The following is a 19,115-nucleotide window of genomic DNA, read 5'->3' on the forward strand; positions in this document are numbered from 1 at the left end:
GCGTCCTTGCTCAGCGCGAAATCGTGACCCAATGTGGTCACCGCCGACCCTGCTGCGAATATCTCGAATTGAGACCCATAACGGACAAGCCGCAAAAGCCCTTATTTCATCGGTGATACGAGCGGCGTTAGAATCTCCACCAAAGGCCCGCCGAAGGCGCCAGAAGGCGGTTTGGCGCCAACGACCGCCGCAAGCGTCGGCGCTACATCGACCGTCTGCACTTTTCGAAAGACAGTTTGAGCTGGCACGGTTGCCCCAGCGAAGATGATGGGAACAAAGGTGTCGTATGTCCACGGGGAACCGTGAGTGGCTGCGACTTCTAGCCCATCAAAGTCGTTTAGAAACCACTGCGGCTCGAACACCACATAAATATCGCCGGAGCGCTGCGGGTTGAAGTTGTTCAATACGGCCCGGGAAATTGCCGTGTCGGGTAGGCCTGCCTGACTAAGGGCCGTGCTGGAAATAGCGAATGCTACGCCGGGAAATTTGACAAGCTCGACCGCCACCGCACTTTCGACCGTTGCCATGTCCAGGCCTTTCTCCTCAATGACCTCGCGGTTGAGGGAAATGTATGGATGGGTGTAGCCCTCGATGAGTTCCTTATCGATTCCGAACCTCTTCTTGAGAGCGGCGAGAGCCGGTTGCCTATCCCACGTGTCAGGCTTGATATAGGCACCAGGTATTCCGAACGTGTTGAGATAGGCGGGGATCTCCGGGCCGCCATGATCGGCCGACAAGACAATCAGAGTGTTGGCAAGCCCAACTGTCTTGTCGACATATGCGAACAGATCGGCAAGGACGCCGTCGAGTCGTAGGAGATTGTCCTCGCTCTCCAGACTGGAGGGACCAAAAAAATGCCCGACGTAGTCGGTTGAGGAAAAGCTTATGGCTAGATAGTCAGGAATGGCGTCTTTGCCGAGACCCTCATTCTCGATCAGTGCTTTCGAGAACTCAAGCGTCATGGCGTCACCCGCAGGGCTGACCGTCAGCAGTGTCGAAAAATACTTCCCGTCCGGCGGGCCGTAAGAATGTGGGAAGACGCGTCCGTAGGTTTCGCCTGTATCTTTGTTGATCGGGAAATCCAGCTCCCACGGTCGGTCGTCCGCGTCAGCGAACAAATACGTCGAACGATCGTGCAGCAATTCCCATGAGGTACCGGCATATTGCTGAGTGGGGCGCTTGCTGTTGAAGTCGGCGACCCATGCCGGGTAGCTGTCGTAGTAGTAGCTGCTGGTCACCCAGTCGGCAGTGGCCTTCGAAAACCAGAAAGCCTTTCCCGCATGGCCGGCCATGGGGACAGCCCCGCGATCTTTGACCGAAACGCCGAATATTTTGGCTCGGCCAGCCGTCGTCAGCGCCAACTCGTCACTAAATGTCGTTACGAGGATCGCGGCTGGCGAACGACCGTCGGCCTTGGCGACCTTCTGAGTTGGATCGAGCTCTGTTGATTTGTCTATCCCGGCGCCGACGCTAAGAAGATGATATCGGGGGTCCTCAATGTTGTAGACATTCGCACCGCTCGCACGATCAAACCAGACGTTGCTTACCATGCCATGGATTGCCGGTTGCGCGCCCGTCGCCAGTGTTGTGTGGCCGACGATGGTTTCCGTGTTGGCGTGGGAGTGGTGGGCCGCCGCGAAGACCGTCCCCTTGTCGAGCAGATAGCGAAACCCTCCACTACCCAGGCGATCATAATAAAGAGACGGCAGGTCGCCTCGCAGCTGGTCGACGGTTAGCTGCAGTATGAGACGAGGCTTTGCCGCGATGTCCTGAGCGGCAACGATTGTAGGTGCAATCGGAAGCGCCGTGATCGCTACCGCAAGACAGGCCGAGATATGCGGCGGAAGCCCAGTCGTCTGGCTACGATGGCAATGCCTTGTCATGACGGTCCCTCACTCGGTCTATTGTGCCTAGTTAACAGCCCTTAGGCCGTCTCCGACTACTGAACCAAAACTCCCGGGCGCGTTTCACGGCCGTCTCCTGCGCCCTCCCACCATGACGGAAGGTCAGGATGACGCAGGACTCCGCGAAGTGATATTGTCCTTATGGGAAGCGGCCGACGACGGATTATCCCCAGTTGAAGACATTCCTTCTGATCACAGGCTACGTCACAGATTGTGAAGGGTTGCGGATGCCGGCCATTCCACGTGGTGCCTGACGCTGGGGCCGGCGTCCGGAAGCCTCCAGGGAAAGAACCCGCGGCCGTATCGTGATTAGCGTGACGGATCGGCCCTACGGCCGAACAACTGGAATCCCATTCCCAGTCTGGCCAACGGATTGGCACGATCTATCTTCTTTCAGACTGCAAACGGCTGGAAAAGAAGCTAGGCTGACAGCCTGCCCAAGGCGGTCGCTTGACCATGGAGCATCAGCATGAGCGTGCACAAGATCGCCCTCCCGGACAGGGCAATGTCCCGCCTGCGCCCGCCCTACGCGTCGGTTCTCGACCTGATCGGACAGACGCCGGTTGTCGAGCTGAGCAAATTCGACATCGGCAAGTGCCGGCTGTTCATCAAGCTCGAAAGCCAGAACCCCGGCGGCTCGATCAAGGACCGCATTGCGCTGTCGATGATCGCCGACGCCGAAAAACAGGGCAGGCTGAAGCGCGGCGGCGCCATCGTCGAGGCGACCGCCGGCAACACCGGCCTTGGCCTGGCCCAGGTCGGCATCCCCAAGGGCTACCGCATCATCCTGGTCGTGCCCGACAAGATGTCGCGCGAAAAGATCCAGCATCTGCGGGCGCTCGGCGCGGAAGTGCGCATGACCCGTTCCGATGTCGGCAAGGGCCACGCCGAATATTATCAGGACATGGCCGAAAAGATCGCCGCCGAGCTGCCTGGCGCCTTCTATGCCAACCAGTTCGCCAATCCGGCCAATCCGGACGCCCATGAAACCACGACCGGTCCGGAGATCTATTCGCAGCTCGACGGCGACGTCGATGCAGTGGTCGTCGGCGTCGGCTCCGGCGGCACGCTGACCGGGCTTGGCCGCTATTTCGCAAAAATCTCGCCGAAGACCGAGATGATTCTTGCCGATCCGGTCGGCTCGGTGCTGGCGCCTCTGATCAAGACCGGCAAGATGCAAGAGGCCGGCAGCTGGACCGTGGAGGGCATCGGCGAGGATTTCGTCCCGCCCAATGCCGACCTGTCGCTGGTCAAGAAGGCCTACTCGATCCCCGACAAGCAGAGCATGCTGGCGGTGCGCGACCTGCTTTCCAAGGAGGGCATCCTCGCCGGCTCGTCGTCCGGCACGCTGCTTTCGGCGGCACTGCGCTATTGCCGCGAGCAGACCGTGCCGAAGCGGGTCGTCACCTTCGTCTGCGACAGCGGCAACAAGTATCTGTCGAAAGTGTTCGACGATTTCTGGCTGATCGAGCAGGGCCTCGCCGAGCACGAGCAGCATGGCGATTTGCGCGACCTGGTGATGCGCACGCACCGCACCGGCGACATCGTGTCTGTCGGCCCGGACGAAAGCCTGCTCAACGCCTATGGCCGCATGCGCCGTTCGGACGTCTCGCAGCTGCCGGTGCTGGACGACAGCAAGCTCGTCGGCATCGTCGACGAAAGCGATATCCTCGCCCATGTCGAAGGCCCCTATGACAGCCGCTGGGACCGTTTCAAGGCACCGGTGCGCACAGCGATGACCGCTAATCTGCACACGCTGCAGGCCAGCCAGACGCTGGACGCGCTGTTGCCGGTGTTCGACCGCAACGAGGTCGCCATCGTCTTCGACGGCGACGAGTTCATCGGCCTGATAACCCGCATCGACCTGATCAACCATCTGAGGCGCCGCGCAAGATGACCATCAAAGCCACCGTATCGGGCAGCAACCGCCTGGCCTTCTCGACGCGCACCATCCATGGCGGCCAGAGCCACGACCCGACGACCGGCGCGGTGATGGTGCCGATTTATGCGACCTCCACCTACGGCCAGCAGAGCCCGGGCGTGCACAAGGGTTTTGAATATGCCCGCAGCCAGAACCCGACCCGCTTTGCCTTCGAGCGCGCCGTCGCCGATCTCGAAAGCGGCGCAGCCGCCTTCGCTTTCGCCTCGGGGCTGGCTGCGATCGCCACCATTTTCGAACTGCTCGATTCCGGCGCCCATGTCGTCGCCACCGACGATATCTATGGCGGCACGTTTCGGCTGCTGGAGCGGGTGCGCAAGCGCTCGGCCAACCTCCAGGTCGACTTCGTCGACTTCACCGATCTGGACGCGGTCGAGGCGGCGATCCGCCCAGAAACCAAACTGCTCTGGGTCGAGACGCCCACAAATCCGCTGCTGCGCGTCGTCGATCTCGAAGCGGTCGCAGCACTGGCCCGGCGCAAAGGCGTGCTCTCGGTCGCCGACAACACTTTTTGCAGCCCCTACCTGCAGCGGCCGCTGGAGCTCGGCATCGACATATCGGTGCATTCGACGACCAAATACCTCAACGGCCATTCCGACATGGTCGGCGGCGTCGCCGTGGTCGGCGACAACAAGGATCTGGCCGACCGGCTGAAATTCCTGCAGAACGCGATTGGCGCCATTTCCGGGCCGTTCGACAGTTTTCTGGCGCTGCGCGGCCTCAAGACGCTGGCGCTGAGGATGGAGCGCCATTCGTCGAACGGCCAGAAGATTGCGCACTGGCTGGAAAGCCGCCCCGACATCCGCCGCGTCATCTATCCCGGTCTCCCCAGCCATCCGCAGCACGCCATCGCCAGAAAGCAGATGCACGCCTTCGGCGGCATGATCACGGTCGAGCTCGACCGCGACCTCGCCGGCACCAAACGCTTCCTCGAACACACGCAACTGTTCACGCTGGCCGAAAGCCTCGGCGGCGTCGAAAGCCTGATCGAGCACCCGGCGCTGATGACGCACGGCTCGATCCCGGCCGGGAAGCGGGCCGAGATCGGGATTTCCGATTCGCTGGTGCGGTTGTCGGCCGGGATCGAGGACGGCGATGATCTGATCGCGGATCTGGACCAGGCGCTGGGCGGCTAGAAGGCGCCAATTGACCGTCGAAGCTTGCGCTGCCCCTCATCGCCCTGCCGAGGCCGCGGCGTCGATTCCAGATATTCCGGCGTGACCGCGAAGGTTTTGCGATGCGCTGAAGCATCCCTGACTAGGATCAGGACCTATTAATTTGGCATTCAGCAGTCGATTGCAACGGCCGCCAGCCATCGCTCAAGCGATGGACCAGAAGCCCTTGTGTGAGCTCCTGCTCGCCAGGAGTTAGGCTGCGACTTCCCGGATCGCTCGCGCAAAGACGGGCAAAGAGCGCTCCACCATGCCGTCGTTTGCAGTCAAACTGATCCGCAGACGTCCAGGCAATTGGGCGACGCTGCCGGGCAGCACCCAGACACCGTCAGTTGCGAGGCGTGCCGCGAAGGCCATGTCGTCCGGTATTGGGGAGCGTGGAATGAGATAGAAGGTACCTTCAGGCACCGGCAGGTCGTATCCCGCTGCCCTCAAGCCTTCGACCATGCGATCGCGGCGCCGCGCGAGGGCTGCGACATCTATGCTGAGCTTCTCGAGATCAGGCAGTGCCCGCTGCAGGGTACGGCCGGCGAAAGCCCAACCGTGCGAAACCTGCGCTATGTCGACAGCCTCGCGCAACAGTATGCGATCGGCCTCGGGCATGTCCGCCCCGAGTGCGAGCCAGCCCAGGCGCTCGCCGGGCGCGAGCAAGGTCTTGCCGAAGGAATAGGCGATCAGCGTGTGCGGGTAGCTCTCGGCCGGACTGATATGCGCATGGCCGTCAAACACCAGTCGTGCATAGGGCTCGTCGGCAAGGAGATAAATCACCTTGCCAAATCTTTCGGACGCGGCCGCGAGCTTGTCGGCGAGCGCGTCGAGTTGAGCGCGGGGAAAGATGCGGCCGGTCGGGTTGTGCGGCGTGTTGACCACCACCACGCGGGTGCGCGGGGTGATCGCTGCCTCAATCCTTTCGAGATCGAGGTCATAGGTTCCCGGTGCTAGGTCGACGGCGACGGGTGTCCCTGCCGCGCCGCGAATCTGGGCACCATAGGCGAACCAGCCGGGACGCGGATAGATGACCTCCTCTCCCACCTCGAGCACGGCGAGCAGCGCAGCCGCTATCGCGCCGAACCCTCCCGCGGTGATCGCAATGTCGTCTGGCTTGTAGTTCCGGCTTCGCGCCTGGCTGAGCGAACGGGCCACCGTTTCGCGCGCCAGCGCATCGTACTTTTTATAACCGAACCAGTGAACATCCTGTGGCTCGACGTGGCGGATCAATGCATCGACAAATCCACGCAACGGCGTTTCCTGCGGATTGCCGAACATGAAATCGCAGGCATCGGGCCCCAGGCCGTCGCCCTCCAGGACGTTTCGCGCAAAATCCATGACCGTGCGCATTTCCTCGGTGACGGCGAGCATCCGGCTGGACACGGTGGCGATTGGCACGACGCACTCCCCCTGCTGCAGGCGGCGCATGTTGAGCGTTTCTTCGAAAGCCATGCCGGAGGATTTTGGCGTCGCGTCCATGGTGGTTTCTCCCTCTCCCGCTACTCGGCCGGGAACTGGCCGCTGGGTGTCGACTGCGAAAGAGCCATTTCCTCCGCATCCATCTCCGCCTCGATGCCGTCGAACAGCGGCGTCGTCATGTAGCGTTCGCCGGTGTCGGGAAGCATGCACAGGATCACCGAGCCGGGTGCGGCTTTTTCGGCGATCTGGCGCGCCACCGCAAAACTGGCTCCGCCGGAAATGCCGGTGAAAATCCCTTCCTTTTGCGCCAGCGCCTTGGCCCATTTGATGCCCTCCGGCCCGGCAATCGGCACCACCTCGTCATAGAGGCTGGCGTCGACCGCCTCCTGCAGGACGTTGGGAATGAAATCCGGCGTCCAGCCCTGGATCGGGTGCGGCTCGAAGGCCGGATGGCTGGCGGCGGGTGCGCCGTCGGCGCCGCGCTCCTGCGCCTTGCCGCTGCCGATCAACTGGGCGTTGGCGGGTTCGGCCAGCACGATCCGGATTTCCGGACGCTCGCGGCGCAGCACGCGCCCGACACCGACGACGGTGCCGCCGGTTCCGTAGCCGGTGACGAAGCAGTCGAGCCGCGATCCGGCGAAGTCGTTGATGATCTCGCGCGCCGTCGTCGCCTCGTGAATGGCGGCATTCGCCATGGTCTCGAACTGGCGGGCCAGGAACCAGCCATTGGCCTCGGCGAGCTCGACCGCCTTGTTGTACATGCCAAAACCCTTCTGGGCGCGCGGCGTCAGCACCACCTTGGCGCCCAGCATGCGCATCAGCTTGCGGCGCTCGATGGAGAAACTGTCGGCCATCGTCACCACCAGCGGATAACCCTTCTGCGCGCAGACCATGGCCAGCCCGATGCCGGTGTTGCCGCTGGTCGCCTCGACGACGGTCTGGCCCGGCTTCAAGGCGCCGCTGCGCTCGCCCTCCTCGATGATGTTGAGCGCCAGCCGGTCCTTCACCGACGCCGCCGGATTGAAGAACTCGGCCTTCACATAGATCGTCACGTGATCGGGGCCGAGATTGTTGATCCTGATCACCGGCGTATCGCCGACCGTGTCGATAATGCTGTCGAACAGGCGGCCGCGGCCGGCTGTGGTCCTGATTTTCCGTTGCTGCAACATGTCTGCTCTCCCCTTATTGTTGTCGTCACGAGGTGTTCGTTGTCACGAGCCGGTTACAAACCGGTGGCTTGGGCGGCGAGGTTTCGAGACCTTGCCGCGATACGGTCCGTTGCCGTCAACGCGGCCCGCAAAGCTGGCAATGCCGGCAACCGGCGCGGAAAATTCGTTGCCGGATGCACTCGATCGCTTTCGATGGTAAAACAGAGGACAACCGGCCAGCGTGGGAGCAAGCGTGGAAACGCACGTGGAATCCGCTCGATCGAGCCTGGACGGCGCAGCGGCCGGGCTGTCCGTGCGGCTGCTCGGGCCGCTGACGGTCATCCGTGACGGCGCTACCGTGCAACTGCCGGCATCGCGCAAGCTGCGCGCGCTCTTCGCCTATCTGGCGCTGGCGCCGCATGCCGTCGGCCGCAGCCGTCTGTGCGAGCTTTTGTGGGATGTGCCGAACGATCCGCGCGGCGAGCTTCGCTGGTGCCTCAGCAAGCTCAGGGGCATTTTTGACGAACCGGGTCGCCACAGGATCGAAACATCAGGCGACACGGTCGCGCTCGATCTGAAGGGCGTTTCCGTCGACGCCTTCGATGTCGCCTCGGCCGCCGCCGGGGGCATCGAGACGCTCGATCTTGAGCGGCTACAGGCCCTGTCCAGCCTGCTTGTCGGCGATTTCGTCGACGGGCTGGAGATCGACCGCAGCCCGCATTTCAACAGCTGGCTGATCGCGCAACGCCGCCGCTTCAGCTCGTGGCACGCCGCCATTCTGGAACATCTCGTCAGCAAGCTGCCGGCGGATGCCGACGAAATGTCCGCGCATCTGGAGAATTGGCTGGAACTCAATCCGTTCGACGAGCGCGCGCACGTGGCTCTTCTGACAAGCCTCGCACGGCGCGGCCAGATCGCCGCCTGCGAGGACCATCTTGCTTCGGCGGCGCAGCTGTTTGCTTCGGAGGATCTGGATTTCGGACCCGTTCGTGAGGCATGGCGATCGATCCGCAGCGAACGACCAGCCGCGATGCTCCGGGCGCAGCCGGCGCTCTTGGCCGCAGCCCCGCAAGCGTCAATTGTGCTTCCCCATTCCGATACTGCTACGTCGAAGGCGTCGCTGGCGGTAATGCCGTTTGTAGAGGAAGCCGGGATCGGCCTCTCTCGCGGCGGATTGGCCGACGGCCTCACCCACGACATTATCACCCGCCTGGCCAAGCTCAGGGATTTCTTCGTCATCGCCCGCGGCTCGGTCTTTGCGCTGGCCGAAAAAAACATCGCGCCGGAAGATGCCGGCCGGCGGCTCAACGTCGACTACGTCGCCACCGGGACGGTGCGCAGCCAGGCTGGCCGTGTCGCGGTCAGCGTCGAACTTGTCGAGGTGAGCACGGCCAGGATCGTCTGGGCCGAGACCTTCGAACGCAGGCCCGACGACATCTTTGCCGTCCTCGACGACATCGGCGACAGCATCGTCTCGTCGATCTCGGCCGAGATCGAGATGGTCGAGCGCAACCGCGCCGTGCTGAAAGCTCCCAGCTCGCTGAATGCCTGGGAGGCTTACCATCGCGGCCTCTGGCACATGTATCGCTTCACCCGCACGGAAAACGAGCAGGCCCGGCATTTCTTCGACATGGCCCTGAAGCTCGATCCGACCTTCGCCCGCGCCTATGCCGGCCTGTCCTTCACCCATTGGCAGAATGCATTTCAGCGCTGGGGAGACCGCGACCAGGAAAGCGCGCTCGCCTTCGAGACCGCCGGCCAAAGTCTTCTGGTCGACGATCACAACCCGGCCGCGCACTGGGCCATGGGCCGGGCGCTGTGGTTGCGCGGCGAGCAGGACGGCTCCCTCATCGAGCTGGAACGGGCCGTCGACCTCAGCCCCAACTTTGCGCTCGGTCATTACGCGCTTTCGTTTGTCCACTCGCAGTCGGGTGATCCGAACGCGGCGATCGGTTCATCCGATCACTCGCGCCATCTGAGTCCGTTCGATCCGCTGCTGTTCGGCATGCTCGGCGCCAGGGCGATGGCGCATGTCCGCCTCGGCCAGTTCGACGAGGCCGCCGAATGGGCGCTGAAGGCCGCCGCCCGTCCCAACGCCCACGCCATCATCCTGGCGATCGCGGCGCACTGCCTTGCGCTGGCGGGGCGGCTTGACGAGGCCCGCACTTTCGCGGCCGCCATCCGCAAGACGCTGCCGAACTACTGTGCCGACGATTTCATCGGCACCTTCCGCTTCGAGCCGGACGCCGCAGCCCTGTTCCGGCAAGGCGCCAGGCGCATCGGGCTGGGGTGATCACGCGGCCCTGACGGTGCTTCGGTCGAAAGCTTCCCTTCTCCCCTTGTGGGAGAAGGTGGATCGGCGCGTAGCGCCGAGACGGTTGAGGGGTGCTGGACGGATCGCCGTCGGTGCCAAGCTGGAACACCCCTCATCCGACCTCGCTTCGCGAGGCCACCTTCTCCCACAAGGGGAGAGGGGGGAGCAATTATATGCCGAGGATCGACTTGGCTTGGTTGAGCGCAGCCTCTGATCCTGCATGATCGCCGGCGGCGTGCAATTTCTCGCCCTGAGCGCGCAGTTCCATGACTTTGGTCTTGTCCGCCTCGGCGATGGTCGCTGTCGGCAACGCCGCGTCGATCGCGGCCATGATGGTCGGGCATGAATTCGCAAAGGCTGTCGCAGGAACGACCGCCAGGAAAACCGCAAGCGAAATTGATCGTAACATGGACGTTTCTCCCTTGCCGGAACACGCAATTTCGGCGACCGGCGCAGGAATGGTACAGCCAATGCCCGAACGTGCCAATCACGATGATGCCGCTGGGTTTTTGAGGCACGCCGCGGTCGGCCGGGCTTTTTCTCGTGGTTTCTGAACCTTTCAGCACGACAGGTCGCCAACTTCGTCACGTCAAAAGTCGACGCCAGGTTCGCGGCAATCATCAGATCGCCGCAAAATCCTTCGACCGGAGCCGATCAGGTGGGCTGAACGGATTTGACATTGCCGTCCGTATCGACAAGGCAGCTTGTCTTCTTGCCGCTGGCATCGAGTTCGACCTGATAGGTTTTGGGATCGATCTTGCTCGATGAAACCGGAAGTATTTTGGTGCTATCGGCGCCGCTCGCCTTGGCGACCGCGTCGGCGCAAAGCAGCTGAAGGTCGGCCGGGGCCGTCTCGACCTGGGTCCTGGACATCTGGTCCTGAGGCGGCGGCGGCGGCGCGCTGACGCAAGCGCTCAGGGCCGCCACCAATAATCCAATTGCTGTTGCCCGGATCGAAGTTCTCACTGCAGGTTTTGCCGACATTGCTTGGTCCCTCTCCGAATGCCGCTTCACACGCCCGGCTTCACACACCCCGGGCTTCACACACCCTTGTAAAGTGCCGCCCCCTGCATGAGGACGATGACCTTGGCGCCAACCTTGACGCGCGATGCCAGATCGGTGATGTCGTCGTTCCGCATCCGGATACACCCTGATGACACGTCGAGCCCGATCGTCCACGGCTCCGGCGTGCCGTGTATCCGGTAGATCGTGTCCTGGTCGCGCTCATACAGATAGAGCGCCCTGGCGCCGAGCGGATTGTCAGGCCCTCCCGGCATGCCTGCCGCATGTTTGACCGCATTCGGATCACGAGCGATCATTTCGGCCGGAGGTGTCCAGGTCGGCCATTCCGCCATGCGGCCGACGCGCACGATTCCGGCCCATCCAAAGCCTTCCCGGCCGACGCCGATGCCGTAGCGCATGGCCCGCTGACCCGGCTGCACAAGGTAGAGAAAATGCTGGTTGCCGTCGATGATGATCGTACCAGGCACTTCCGCGGTGCGGAACTTGACCATCTGCGGGCGAAACGCCTCTGGCACTTCATTATGCGCGGCATAGTATTTGCGCGCCTTGGTGCGGTCGTAGTCCACCCATTTGCGGGTTTTCGGATCGAAAACCTGGGTTCCAGCAGCCAGCGCCGCCACCGCGACAAGACCGAGCGCTACCGCGACAATTGCCGTCAGCGAGCGCCGCTGGAGAGTGGCGCGTCCCGCGATCGTCAGCTTTCCGGTCATGGATTTGCCCACCCTTGCACCCGAGCGCCCTGCGCGGCAACCCATTGTTTGGCGAACTCGTAAGGATCCTGACGCTCCACCTGGAGCGCATAACTCATCTTGGTGACGTCCTCCGGCTTGAGGTCTACCTTTTCCAGGAACGCGACCACGTCAGGATATTTTTTGCGCAGTAAGCTGGCGTAAGCGATATGGAAATGTGCGGTATCCCATGACACCGGCGCGCTGGACTTCGAGACCCAGAGCGGGTCCTCGGAAGGCAGCACGATCCTCCACTTTGCCGGGTCGAAAGGCGGCTCGGTAAGCCGGACAATTTCGTGCAGTTTAAACACGTGATGCGGCGCATAGCAGGCAAACACCATCGGTTGAGCCGTGGCAACCGCGGCATCGACAGCCGCCATTCCGACATCCTCCGGCGTCTCCAGCAATGTCATTGTCTCGGCATAGCCATAGCTGTTGGCGCGGACACGCTCGATAGCTGTTGAGGACCAGCCCTCGGCGCCAATCCAGAGTTCTCCGCGTCCGTCCCGATCAGTGTCCAACGCGGCGGTTTTGCGCGGGTCGGTGAGATCCGAAATGTCGCGAATGCCAAATTTGTCGGCAGTTTCGCGGGTAGCGCATATGCCTTGCCATGCCGGCACACCGATGGGACTGATGGCTACCGTGCCGGCGCCGTCGACATACTTCTTCACCAGATTGTCCAGGTTGGGCAGCCAGATTTCGGGATGAATATCCACCTCGCCCGAATCGAGGCCGGCAAAGGCAATAAGCGTCCCCATCTCGCGCACATCGGCATCGAGCCCGAAATGTTGCTTCAGGCTGACCTTGAGGATGTTCGCCGTCGCCTGGCCCGACGGCCAGTTCGGCATCGCAATGACGAGATCAGCCGCGTGGACCGGGACCGCCAGCATCGTCAATGCCGCCAGCGACAATCTTCGCAGGCACTGCCGAAATCGGTTGTGCATTTTCTTTCCCCTCGCTTCGGTGCTGAAAACGAACCGGGACGGGAACAATCTGTCACGGCAAGCACCGGGTTGTGACAGCAGCCCGATGGTCTGACGGCAACTGCTCAAGATGCAGCAGTGCATTCGCCAAGGAGAGCGCCGTCACATGCCGCCCCTGCACGCTACTCGATGACATTCCGTATGGGAAGATGCTCACAACGCGGCCGCCACGCGCCAACCGTCAAGATGTCCGCAGGCTTACGAACCAGGGGGCCTATCAGGACGCCTTGTTGGGTGAGGTCATTCGCAAGGCGACAGCACCTTTGTGCAGCAGCCGATGACCCGGAAACCTAAGGTTTCCAGGAAATCAAGAGCTTACAAAGGGATTGGTGCCCAGAAGAGGACTCGAACCTCCACTCCTTGCGGAACACGGACCTGAACCGTGCGCGTCTACCAATTCCGCCATCTGGGCTGGTGCGGGCTCTTTAGGCGGGCAAACGGTGAGTGTCAACGCGCTTTTTTGAAAGCTGCCCGGCCGGCTCAGCCCTCCAGCACTTCCTTGGATGCCACCGTCGAATCGGCATTGAGCTTGTAGATGACCGGCACGCCGGTGCCGAGCTCCAGTCTGACGATCTCCTCGCCCGACTTGCCGTCCAGCGCCATGATCAGCGCGCGCAGCGAATTGCCGTGCGCCGCGACCAGCACTGTACCGCCGCGCAGCACATGCGGCTGCAGGTCGTGCAGATAATAGGGCCAGACGCGCGCGCCGGTGTCCTTCAGGCTTTCGCCGCCGGGCGGCGGCACGTCGTAGGAGCGGCGCCAGACATGCACCTGCTCCTCGCCCCATTTCTGGCGCGCGTCGTCCTTGTTGAGGCCGGAGAGGTCGCCATAGTCGCGCTCGTTCAGCGCCTGGTCGCGGATCGTCTCGAGATCGCTCTGGCCGACGGCGTCGAGAATGTGCTGGCAGGTCTTCTGCGCCCGGATCAGCGACGAGGTGAAGGCGATGTCGAATTTCATGCCGCGCGCCTTCAGCTTGGCGCCCGCCTCCCTGGCCTCGGCGTGGCCCAATTCGGTCAGGTCGACATCGCGCCAGCCGGTGAAAAGGTTCTTCAGGTTCCATTCGCTCTGGCCATGGCGCACGAGCACGAGAGTTCCCGACATTTTTGCTCCTTAGGTTTGGTGGATCAGATCGTCTCAGGCGAGTCCGAGCACGTCGCGCATAGAATACAGTCCCGGCTTCCTGCCGCGCGCCCACAGCGCGGCCTTGACCGCGCCGCGGGCGAAGATCGCCCGGTCCTCGGCGTGATGGGCGAGCGTGATGCGCTCGCCGGTGCCGGCCAGCACCACACTGTGGTCGCCGACCACCGAACCGCCGCGCAGCGTGGCGAAGCCGATCGAGCCGGTCCTGCGCACGCCGGTATGGCCGTCGCGCGACCGCACGCTGTTCTCGTCAAGATCGATGCCGCGCCCAGCGGCGGCGGCTTCACCGAGCAGCAGCGCCGTGCCCGACGGCGCATCGACCTTGTGCCGGTGATGCATTTCCAGGATCTCGATATCGAAATCGTCGGCATCGAGCGCGCGCGCCGCCTGCTCCACCAGCACCGCCAGCAGATTGACGCCGAGGCTCATATTGCCTGCCTTGACGATCGTCGCGTGGCGCGCCGCCGCCGCAATCTTTGCATTGTCGTCCGCCGAGCAGCCGGTGGTGCCGATGACATGGGCGATGCGCGCCTGCGCCGCGTAGCCGGCGAATTCGACGGTCGCCGCCGGGCTGGTGAAATCGAGGACGCCGTCGGCCCTGGCGAAAGCCGGCAGCGGATCGTCGCCGATCACCACGCCGATAGTGCCGATGCCGGCCAGTTCGCCGGCATCCTTGCCGAGATGCGGCGAGCCGGCCCGCTCGATCGCGCCGGCGACGCGGGCGCCCGGAATGGTGTGGATGGCGCGAATCAGCGCCTGGCCCATGCGACCGGCGGCACCGACCACCACCAGGCCCATTTCATTGACGTCGTTTGTGGCCGTGCCGCTCATAAAATTCTCCCGACCGCCTTCTTCGCGCGTTGTCCCGGAGTTTGGATTGGCTTGCCGTCGTCGACAAGCCCCAGCCCCTTGTTGCCCTGCACCCGGTGGAACCGGGCATAGACGCTGTGCGGGTCGGCCATTAGCGAGGCATGCGTGCCTTGCTCGACCAGCCGGCCCTGTTCCAGCACGATGATATGGTCGGCATTGACCACGGTCGACAGCCGGTGCGCAATGACGATGGTCGTGCGCCCCGCCATGACCTGGGTCAGCGCCTGCTGGACGCGCGCTTCCGCTTCGTTGTCGAGTGCTGAGGTTGCCTCGTCGAGCAGCAGGATCGGCGCCTGCCGCACGATGGCGCGGGCGATCGACAGGCGCTGGCGCTGGCCGCCCGACAGCGTCAGGCCGCCTTCGCCGACAGGGGTGTCATAACCCTGCGGCTGCTGGCGGATGAAGCCATCGGCCTCGGCCTGTTGGGCGGCCAGCTCGATCTCGGCGTCGCTGGCGCTCAGCCGCCCGTAGCGAATGTTGTCGCGAATGGTGCCTTCGAACAGATAGGGCTGCTGCGAGACATAGGCGATGGAGCGGCGCAGCGACTGCTTGGTGACTTTCGAAATGTCCTGGCCGTCGACCTCGATGCTGCCCGCCTCGACATCGTAAAAACGCTGCAGCAGCGCCACCAGCGTCGACTTGCCGGCGCCCGAGGCGCCGACGATGGCCGTCATCTTGCCGGCGGCGGCAACGAAGCTGAGATCCTGCAGCACCGGAGCGTCGGCGACATAGCCGAACGACACATTGTTGAAGCGCACCTCGCCGCGGGTTATCTTCGCTTCGGCCGCTCCGGGCGCGTCGCCCTGCTTCGGCTCGAGGTCGAGCAACTCGTAGATCATGCGCGCATTGACCAGCGCCCGTTCCATGCCGACCTGCATGCGCGCCAGCCGCCGGGCCGGGTCGTAGGCAAGCAGCAGTGCGGTGATGAAGGAGAAGACCGCACCGGGCGGCTGGCCGCCGACGGCTGCCCGGTAGCCGGAATAGGCGATGACGCCGGCGACGGCGAAACCGGCCAGCATGTCGGAGATCGGCGATAATCGTTCCGAGACGCGGGCGATGCGGTTTGCCCGCTGCTCGGCGCCGGCGACAAGATCGCTGATGCGGCGCGACAGCTCGTCCTCCAGCGTAAACGCCTTGACGATGGCGATGCCTTGCGTTGCTTCCTGCATGGCACCGATCAGCCGCGCGTTTATCTGCACGGCTTCGCGCGTGGCGCGCCTTATTCTGCGGGTCAGATAGACGACGGTGTAGATCAGCGGCGGCCCGATCAGCAGCGACATCAGCGACAGCATCGGATCCTGCCAGATCATGACGCCGATCAGCGCGATCAGCGATACGGCGTCGCGTGCCAAGGATGTCAGCGTCATCGACAGCAGGTCGCGGATGCCGTTGACGTTCTCGTTGATCTGGGCGGCCAGCCGTCCCGAGCGCGTGTCGTTGAAGAAACCGATGCCGAGCTTCATCAGATGAGCGAAGATGCGGCGCTGGTAGCGCGCCACCAGATTGTTGCCGATCCTGGCCAGCGTCACCGCCTGGCCGTAGGTGGCCAGCCCGCGCAGCATGAAGGCGCCCAGGATCAACAAGCAGATCAGCGCGATGAGATCGCCGCGCTGCTGGTAGAATATCTGATCGACGACATCCTTCATGATCCAGGCTGTGAAGGCGGTCGTGGCCGCAACCATCACCAGGCACAGAACGGCCAGAACATAATACCAGCGATAGTCGCGGCCGTTCTCGGCGAGGATGCGGCGGATCACCGCCACGACCTCGCCGGGCCGGGCTTTGGCCTGGTGGTTTTTGGCTTGCTGGTTTGTGGCCTGGTTCAAGTCGGGATCGTTCCGTGATGTCGGTCCGGCTGCGCGGCCGGGCCAATTCGGCAATCCTCTTAGCGCCCCGGTGCCGGCTTGCCTATGGCAGAGGCCGGCAAAACTTCGCCGCGGCTTCGGTCGTCATCTAGGCCCGCCAGCGCCGCCCCGCGGTCTGGACGCCGAACAGCGATGGGTTTCTGGCATAGGCGGCAAGGCCGGAAAGTGCTGCCAGCGGATGGGTGATCACATAGACGGGCATGCTGCGCATCAGCTCGCTGTGCGGCGCCTTGTCCTCGAAGGCGGCGCGGAAATTGCCGGTTTTCAGCGCCGGCAGGACTTTCTGGGCGATGCCGCCGGTCAGGAAGACGCCGCCGCGGCTCATGAACACCAGCGCAAGGTCGCCGGCGGTACGCCCGAGGCAGGTGACGAACAGCGACAGCGCTTCCTCGGCCACCGGATCTGACTTCGCCAGCGCCGCGGCGGTGATCTCGGCCGGCGTGGTGAACGGCGCCGGCTTGCCGTCCGCCTTGGCCACCGCGCGGTAGGCATTGACCAGGCCGCGCCCGGACAGGATCTGTTCGCCGGAAATTCTGCCCTCGAGCTTCTCGATATGCGCAAACACCTGGAAATCGCGCGGCGAGCGCGGGCCGATATCCATGTGCCCGCCCTCGCCGGGCACCGGTATCCAGTGGTTCAGCGCGTGGACCAGGCCGGCGACGCCAAGCCCGGTCCCGGGACCGAGCACCACGCGCCCGGCATTGGGCTCCGGCGCATCGCCGCCGATCTTTTCCATATGCTCTTCGCCGAGCGCCACGACGGCCAGCGCCTGCGCCTCGAAATCATTGAGCACCACAACGTCGCTGAGGCCGAGGCTGGCAAACATCTTTTTCGGCTTGACGATCCACGGGCAGTTGGTGAGCGGGATCTCGTCGCTGTCGACCGGGCCGGCCACCGCCAGCACGGCGGAGTTGGGCCGCACCGACGAGCGGTCGAGCACCGCCGCCTGGATCGCCGCGTCGATCGTGTTGAAATTGGCGGTCTGGACGATTTGCGGTTCGGTTGGTTCCGAATTCGCGTCGAGCACCATCGAAAAGCGCGCATTGGTGCCGCCAATGTCGCCGATCAGGACCGGAAACTGCAGCACTGTGTCGTCGTCGCTTGGCATGCTCTCGTCCGTCCCGGTTCCAGTGGCGTTCCGCTGTTCTTTCGTTGACTAGCGCATGACCCGGGAAAGGGAAAGTCGCTTCAGGGTCAGTTCCGGAGCAATCACTTCCGGTCCGAAATTGGCGCTGGCCAAGTCAGCGTTGGCGCTGCCCCTCACCTGCCTGCCGGCATCCTCTCCCCGTATAGTGACGGGGAGAGGGGGCTTTCATCGGTGATTTCGCCAATCCCCGGCGTTGCAAGAAGGGGTGCCGAGGCTGCGGCCAGCCTCCTTCTCCCCGTCACTATACAGTCCCTATACGGGGAGAAAGGCCCGGCAGGGCAATGAGGGGCGGCGCCGACCCCAACAAGTTGGTCGTCCCCTGGCCTCAGCCCCCCGGCCGCGGTCGCGGCAGCGGAATGCCGATCTCGGGCGTTTCGGCGTAGGCGTTGGCCGTGGCCGGCAGCGCTGCGGCGCCGCTTGCCGATGCTCGCGCCGGCGACGGAGCCTTCGTGAGAACGGGTGCAGCCGCGACCGGCGCCCCGTCGCCATAATAGGTGACCGCCTCCGCCGAAGCCGGATCTGGCCCGTCGAGCACCGCCTGGCATGCTGCGGGCAGGCTCGCCATCGTCATCAGGTCGCGCGCTTTCGGCCTGTCCGGGTTCTTGTTGGGGCGCCACGGCTCCTCGGTGAACCACCATGCCAGCGACTGGTCGCAGCCGTCGCCTGGCGCGGTGTTTTCCTGCGCTTTGCATTTGGGCGAGCCGGGCTGGCAGCCGATGCGGATGTGGAAGTGATAGTCGTGGCCCCAGAACGGCCTGACCTTGGGCAGCCATCCACGGTCGCCTTTCACCGTGTCGCAGAGCTTCTTCTTGATGCCGGGATTGACCAGGATTCGCTCGACTTCCGCATAGCTTGCCGCGCGCTTCAGCAGCCGCGTATGCGCCGGTGTCCAGAGCGCATCTTTCACCAAATGGGTCTTTTCGTCGACAAGCAAGGTGGCGCTCATGTTTTCGCGCTGCTCGAGCGAAAGCTTGCGGTCGGGCATTGGGGTCAGCCAGATGTCGGCGTCGAGGCCGATCTGGTGCGAGGCATGGCCGGTCAGCATCGGGCCGCCGCGCGGCTGCGAAATGTCGCCGACCAAAAGGCCAGGCCAGCCATCGGCCGCGGCGTCGCGCGACAGTTTCTCGATCAGCGCGATCATCGTCGGATGGCCCCAGCGGCGGTTTCGCGAAGGCCGCATCACCTCCCATTTCGGGCCGTTCAGGGGTATGGCGACGCCGCCGGCAAAGCAGCCCTTGGAATAAAAACCGATCGACTGCGGCGCAGCCACGGCCGGCAGCTTTTTGGCGCCGAACAGGTTTTTTGCCAGTTCCTCGGCCGTCGCAGGTCGCGCTGCAAGCCCCGCTAGGGCGAGGACCGCGAGCGCTGCTGTCAGTAGCAGCCTTTTGCCGCGCAATGATCGCTTCAACATCGTCATGAAAGCAGAACCCCTCTGCAAATTTGGTCGGATCATATCACGCCCGGCGCGCAATTTC

At 63.6% G+C, this 19,115-nt stretch carries 15 protein-coding genes and 1 tRNA gene; 3 read left to right on the forward strand and 13 right to left on the reverse strand.

All coding sequences use genetic code 11. The features are described from left to right. Nucleotides 1-101: 101 nt before the first annotated feature. Nucleotides 102-1,883, reverse strand: coding sequence for an alkaline phosphatase family protein (locus AC0L16_RS25445; protein WP_473624012.1), 1,782 nt, complete (start codon nucleotides 1,881-1,883; stop codon nucleotides 102-104). Nucleotides 1,884-2,373: 490 nt separating this feature from the next. Here AC0L16_RS25445 and AC0L16_RS25450 point away from each other — a divergent pair, with 490 nt between their 5' ends. Then, on the forward strand, nucleotides 2,374-3,801 hold the full coding sequence (locus tag AC0L16_RS25450) for a pyridoxal-phosphate dependent enzyme (protein WP_473624014.1): 1,428 nt from the start codon (nucleotides 2,374-2,376) through the stop codon (nucleotides 3,799-3,801). Next, nucleotides 3,798-4,979 carry a cystathionine gamma-synthase gene (locus tag AC0L16_RS25455; RefSeq protein ID WP_473624015.1) on the forward strand — a complete coding sequence of 394 codons (1,182 nt, stop codon included), beginning with the start codon at nucleotides 3,798-3,800 and terminating at the stop codon, nucleotides 4,977-4,979. The genes AC0L16_RS25450 and AC0L16_RS25455 overlap by 4 nt, the downstream gene beginning before the upstream one ends. Before the next feature lie 231 nt (nucleotides 4,980-5,210). Here the strand turns inward: AC0L16_RS25455 and AC0L16_RS25460 are convergent, their stop codons facing one another. Next, nucleotides 5,211-6,482, reverse strand: coding sequence for an aminotransferase class I/II-fold pyridoxal phosphate-dependent enzyme (locus tag AC0L16_RS25460; RefSeq protein ID WP_473624016.1), 1,272 nt, complete (start codon nucleotides 6,480-6,482; stop codon nucleotides 5,211-5,213). Between the two features lie 20 nt (nucleotides 6,483-6,502). Next, a complete protein-coding gene (locus AC0L16_RS25465) occupies nucleotides 6,503-7,591 on the reverse strand; it encodes a PLP-dependent cysteine synthase family protein (protein ID WP_473624018.1) in 1,089 nt (362 codons plus the stop codon). Nucleotides 7,592-7,835: 244 nt separating this feature from the next. On the opposite strand from AC0L16_RS25465, the gene AC0L16_RS25470 reads away from it, so the two are divergent. Then, nucleotides 7,836-9,863 (forward strand): BTAD domain-containing putative transcriptional regulator, encoded by a 2,028-nt coding sequence (locus AC0L16_RS25470; RefSeq protein WP_473624019.1) that lies wholly within the window; start codon nucleotides 7,836-7,838, stop codon nucleotides 9,861-9,863. A gap of 190 nt (nucleotides 9,864-10,053) precedes the next feature. Here the strand turns inward: AC0L16_RS25470 and AC0L16_RS25475 are convergent, their stop codons facing one another. From AC0L16_RS25475 to mepA, 10 genes are all read right to left on the reverse strand, one after another. Then, the gene (locus AC0L16_RS25475) at nucleotides 10,054-10,293 is read right to left on the reverse strand and encodes a hypothetical protein (protein WP_473624062.1); all 240 of its coding nucleotides are present in this window, start codon (nucleotides 10,291-10,293) and stop codon (nucleotides 10,054-10,056) included. A gap of 245 nt (nucleotides 10,294-10,538) precedes the next feature. Next, entirely contained in the window at nucleotides 10,539-10,757 is a 219-nt protein-coding gene (locus AC0L16_RS25480; protein WP_374120331.1) for a hypothetical protein, read from the reverse strand. A gap of 167 nt (nucleotides 10,758-10,924) precedes the next feature. Then, on the reverse strand, nucleotides 10,925-11,617 hold the full coding sequence (locus AC0L16_RS25485) for a L,D-transpeptidase (RefSeq protein ID WP_473624020.1): 693 nt from the start codon (nucleotides 11,615-11,617) through the stop codon (nucleotides 10,925-10,927). Beyond that, on the reverse strand, nucleotides 11,614-12,579 hold the full coding sequence (locus AC0L16_RS25490; RefSeq protein ID WP_473624021.1) for an ABC transporter substrate-binding protein: 966 nt from the start codon (nucleotides 12,577-12,579) through the stop codon (nucleotides 11,614-11,616). Before AC0L16_RS25490 ends, AC0L16_RS25485 begins: the two co-directional genes overlap by 4 nt. A gap of 366 nt (nucleotides 12,580-12,945) precedes the next feature. After that, nucleotides 12,946-13,030 (reverse strand) — tRNA-Leu (locus tag AC0L16_RS25495). A gap of 68 nt (nucleotides 13,031-13,098) precedes the next feature. After that, complete coding sequence (locus tag AC0L16_RS25500; protein ID WP_029347970.1) at nucleotides 13,099-13,719, reverse strand: 2,3-bisphosphoglycerate-dependent phosphoglycerate mutase; 621 nt, start codon at nucleotides 13,717-13,719, stop codon at nucleotides 13,099-13,101. Nucleotides 13,720-13,752: 33 nt separating this feature from the next. Beyond that, a complete protein-coding gene (gene dapB / locus AC0L16_RS25505) occupies nucleotides 13,753-14,589 on the reverse strand; it encodes a 4-hydroxy-tetrahydrodipicolinate reductase (protein WP_473624022.1) in 837 nt (278 codons plus the stop codon). Next, nucleotides 14,586-16,454: an ABC transporter ATP-binding protein gene (locus tag AC0L16_RS25510; protein WP_473624024.1), complete on the reverse strand. Its 1,869-nt coding sequence runs from the start codon at nucleotides 16,452-16,454 to the stop codon at nucleotides 14,586-14,588. Before AC0L16_RS25510 ends, dapB begins: the two co-directional genes overlap by 4 nt. Nucleotides 16,455-16,581: 127 nt before the next feature. Further along, nucleotides 16,582-17,601, reverse strand: coding sequence for a glucokinase (locus AC0L16_RS25515; RefSeq protein ID WP_473624025.1), 1,020 nt, complete (start codon nucleotides 17,599-17,601; stop codon nucleotides 16,582-16,584). A 364-nt stretch (nucleotides 17,602-17,965) separates the two neighbouring features. Further along, nucleotides 17,966-19,057, reverse strand: coding sequence for a penicillin-insensitive murein endopeptidase (gene mepA / locus AC0L16_RS25520; protein WP_473624027.1), 1,092 nt, complete (start codon nucleotides 19,055-19,057; stop codon nucleotides 17,966-17,968). Between the last annotated feature and the right edge of the window lie 58 nt (nucleotides 19,058-19,115).

Source organism: Mesorhizobium sp. WSM4848 (assembly GCF_055811375.1).

What these genes read in the sequence shown, in the direction of transcription:
- AC0L16_RS25485 (WP_473624020.1), bottom strand. Translation starts at nt 11,617, where the DNA reads ATGACCGGAAAGCTGACGATCGCGGGACGCGCCACTCTCCAGCGGCGC.
- AC0L16_RS25500 (WP_029347970.1), bottom strand. Translation starts at nt 13,719, where the DNA reads ATGTCGGGAACTCTCGTGCTCGTGCGCCATGGCCAGAGCGAATGGAAC.
- AC0L16_RS25490 (WP_473624021.1), bottom strand. Translation starts at nt 12,579, where the DNA reads ATGCACAACCGATTTCGGCAGTGCCTGCGAAGATTGTCGCTGGCGGCA.
- AC0L16_RS25480 (WP_374120331.1), bottom strand. Translation starts at nt 10,757, where the DNA reads ATGTCCAGGACCCAGGTCGAGACGGCCCCGGCCGACCTTCAGCTGCTT.
- AC0L16_RS25475 (WP_473624062.1), bottom strand. Translation starts at nt 10,293, where the DNA reads ATGTTACGATCAATTTCGCTTGCGGTTTTCCTGGCGGTCGTTCCTGCG.
- AC0L16_RS25450 (WP_473624014.1), top strand. Translation starts at nt 2,374, where the DNA reads ATGAGCGTGCACAAGATCGCCCTCCCGGACAGGGCAATGTCCCGCCTG.
- AC0L16_RS25515 (WP_473624025.1), bottom strand. Translation starts at nt 17,601, where the DNA reads ATGCCAAGCGACGACGACACAGTGCTGCAGTTTCCGGTCCTGATCGGC.
- mepA (WP_473624027.1), bottom strand. Translation starts at nt 19,057, where the DNA reads ATGACGATGTTGAAGCGATCATTGCGCGGCAAAAGGCTGCTACTGACA.
- dapB (WP_473624022.1), bottom strand. Translation starts at nt 14,589, where the DNA reads ATGAGCGGCACGGCCACAAACGACGTCAATGAAATGGGCCTGGTGGTG.
- AC0L16_RS25465 (WP_473624018.1), bottom strand. Translation starts at nt 7,591, where the DNA reads ATGTTGCAGCAACGGAAAATCAGGACCACAGCCGGCCGCGGCCGCCTG.
- AC0L16_RS25445 (WP_473624012.1), bottom strand. Translation starts at nt 1,883, where the DNA reads ATGACAAGGCATTGCCATCGTAGCCAGACGACTGGGCTTCCGCCGCAT.
- AC0L16_RS25455 (WP_473624015.1), top strand. Translation starts at nt 3,798, where the DNA reads ATGACCATCAAAGCCACCGTATCGGGCAGCAACCGCCTGGCCTTCTCG.
- AC0L16_RS25460 (WP_473624016.1), bottom strand. Translation starts at nt 6,482, where the DNA reads ATGGACGCGACGCCAAAATCCTCCGGCATGGCTTTCGAAGAAACGCTC.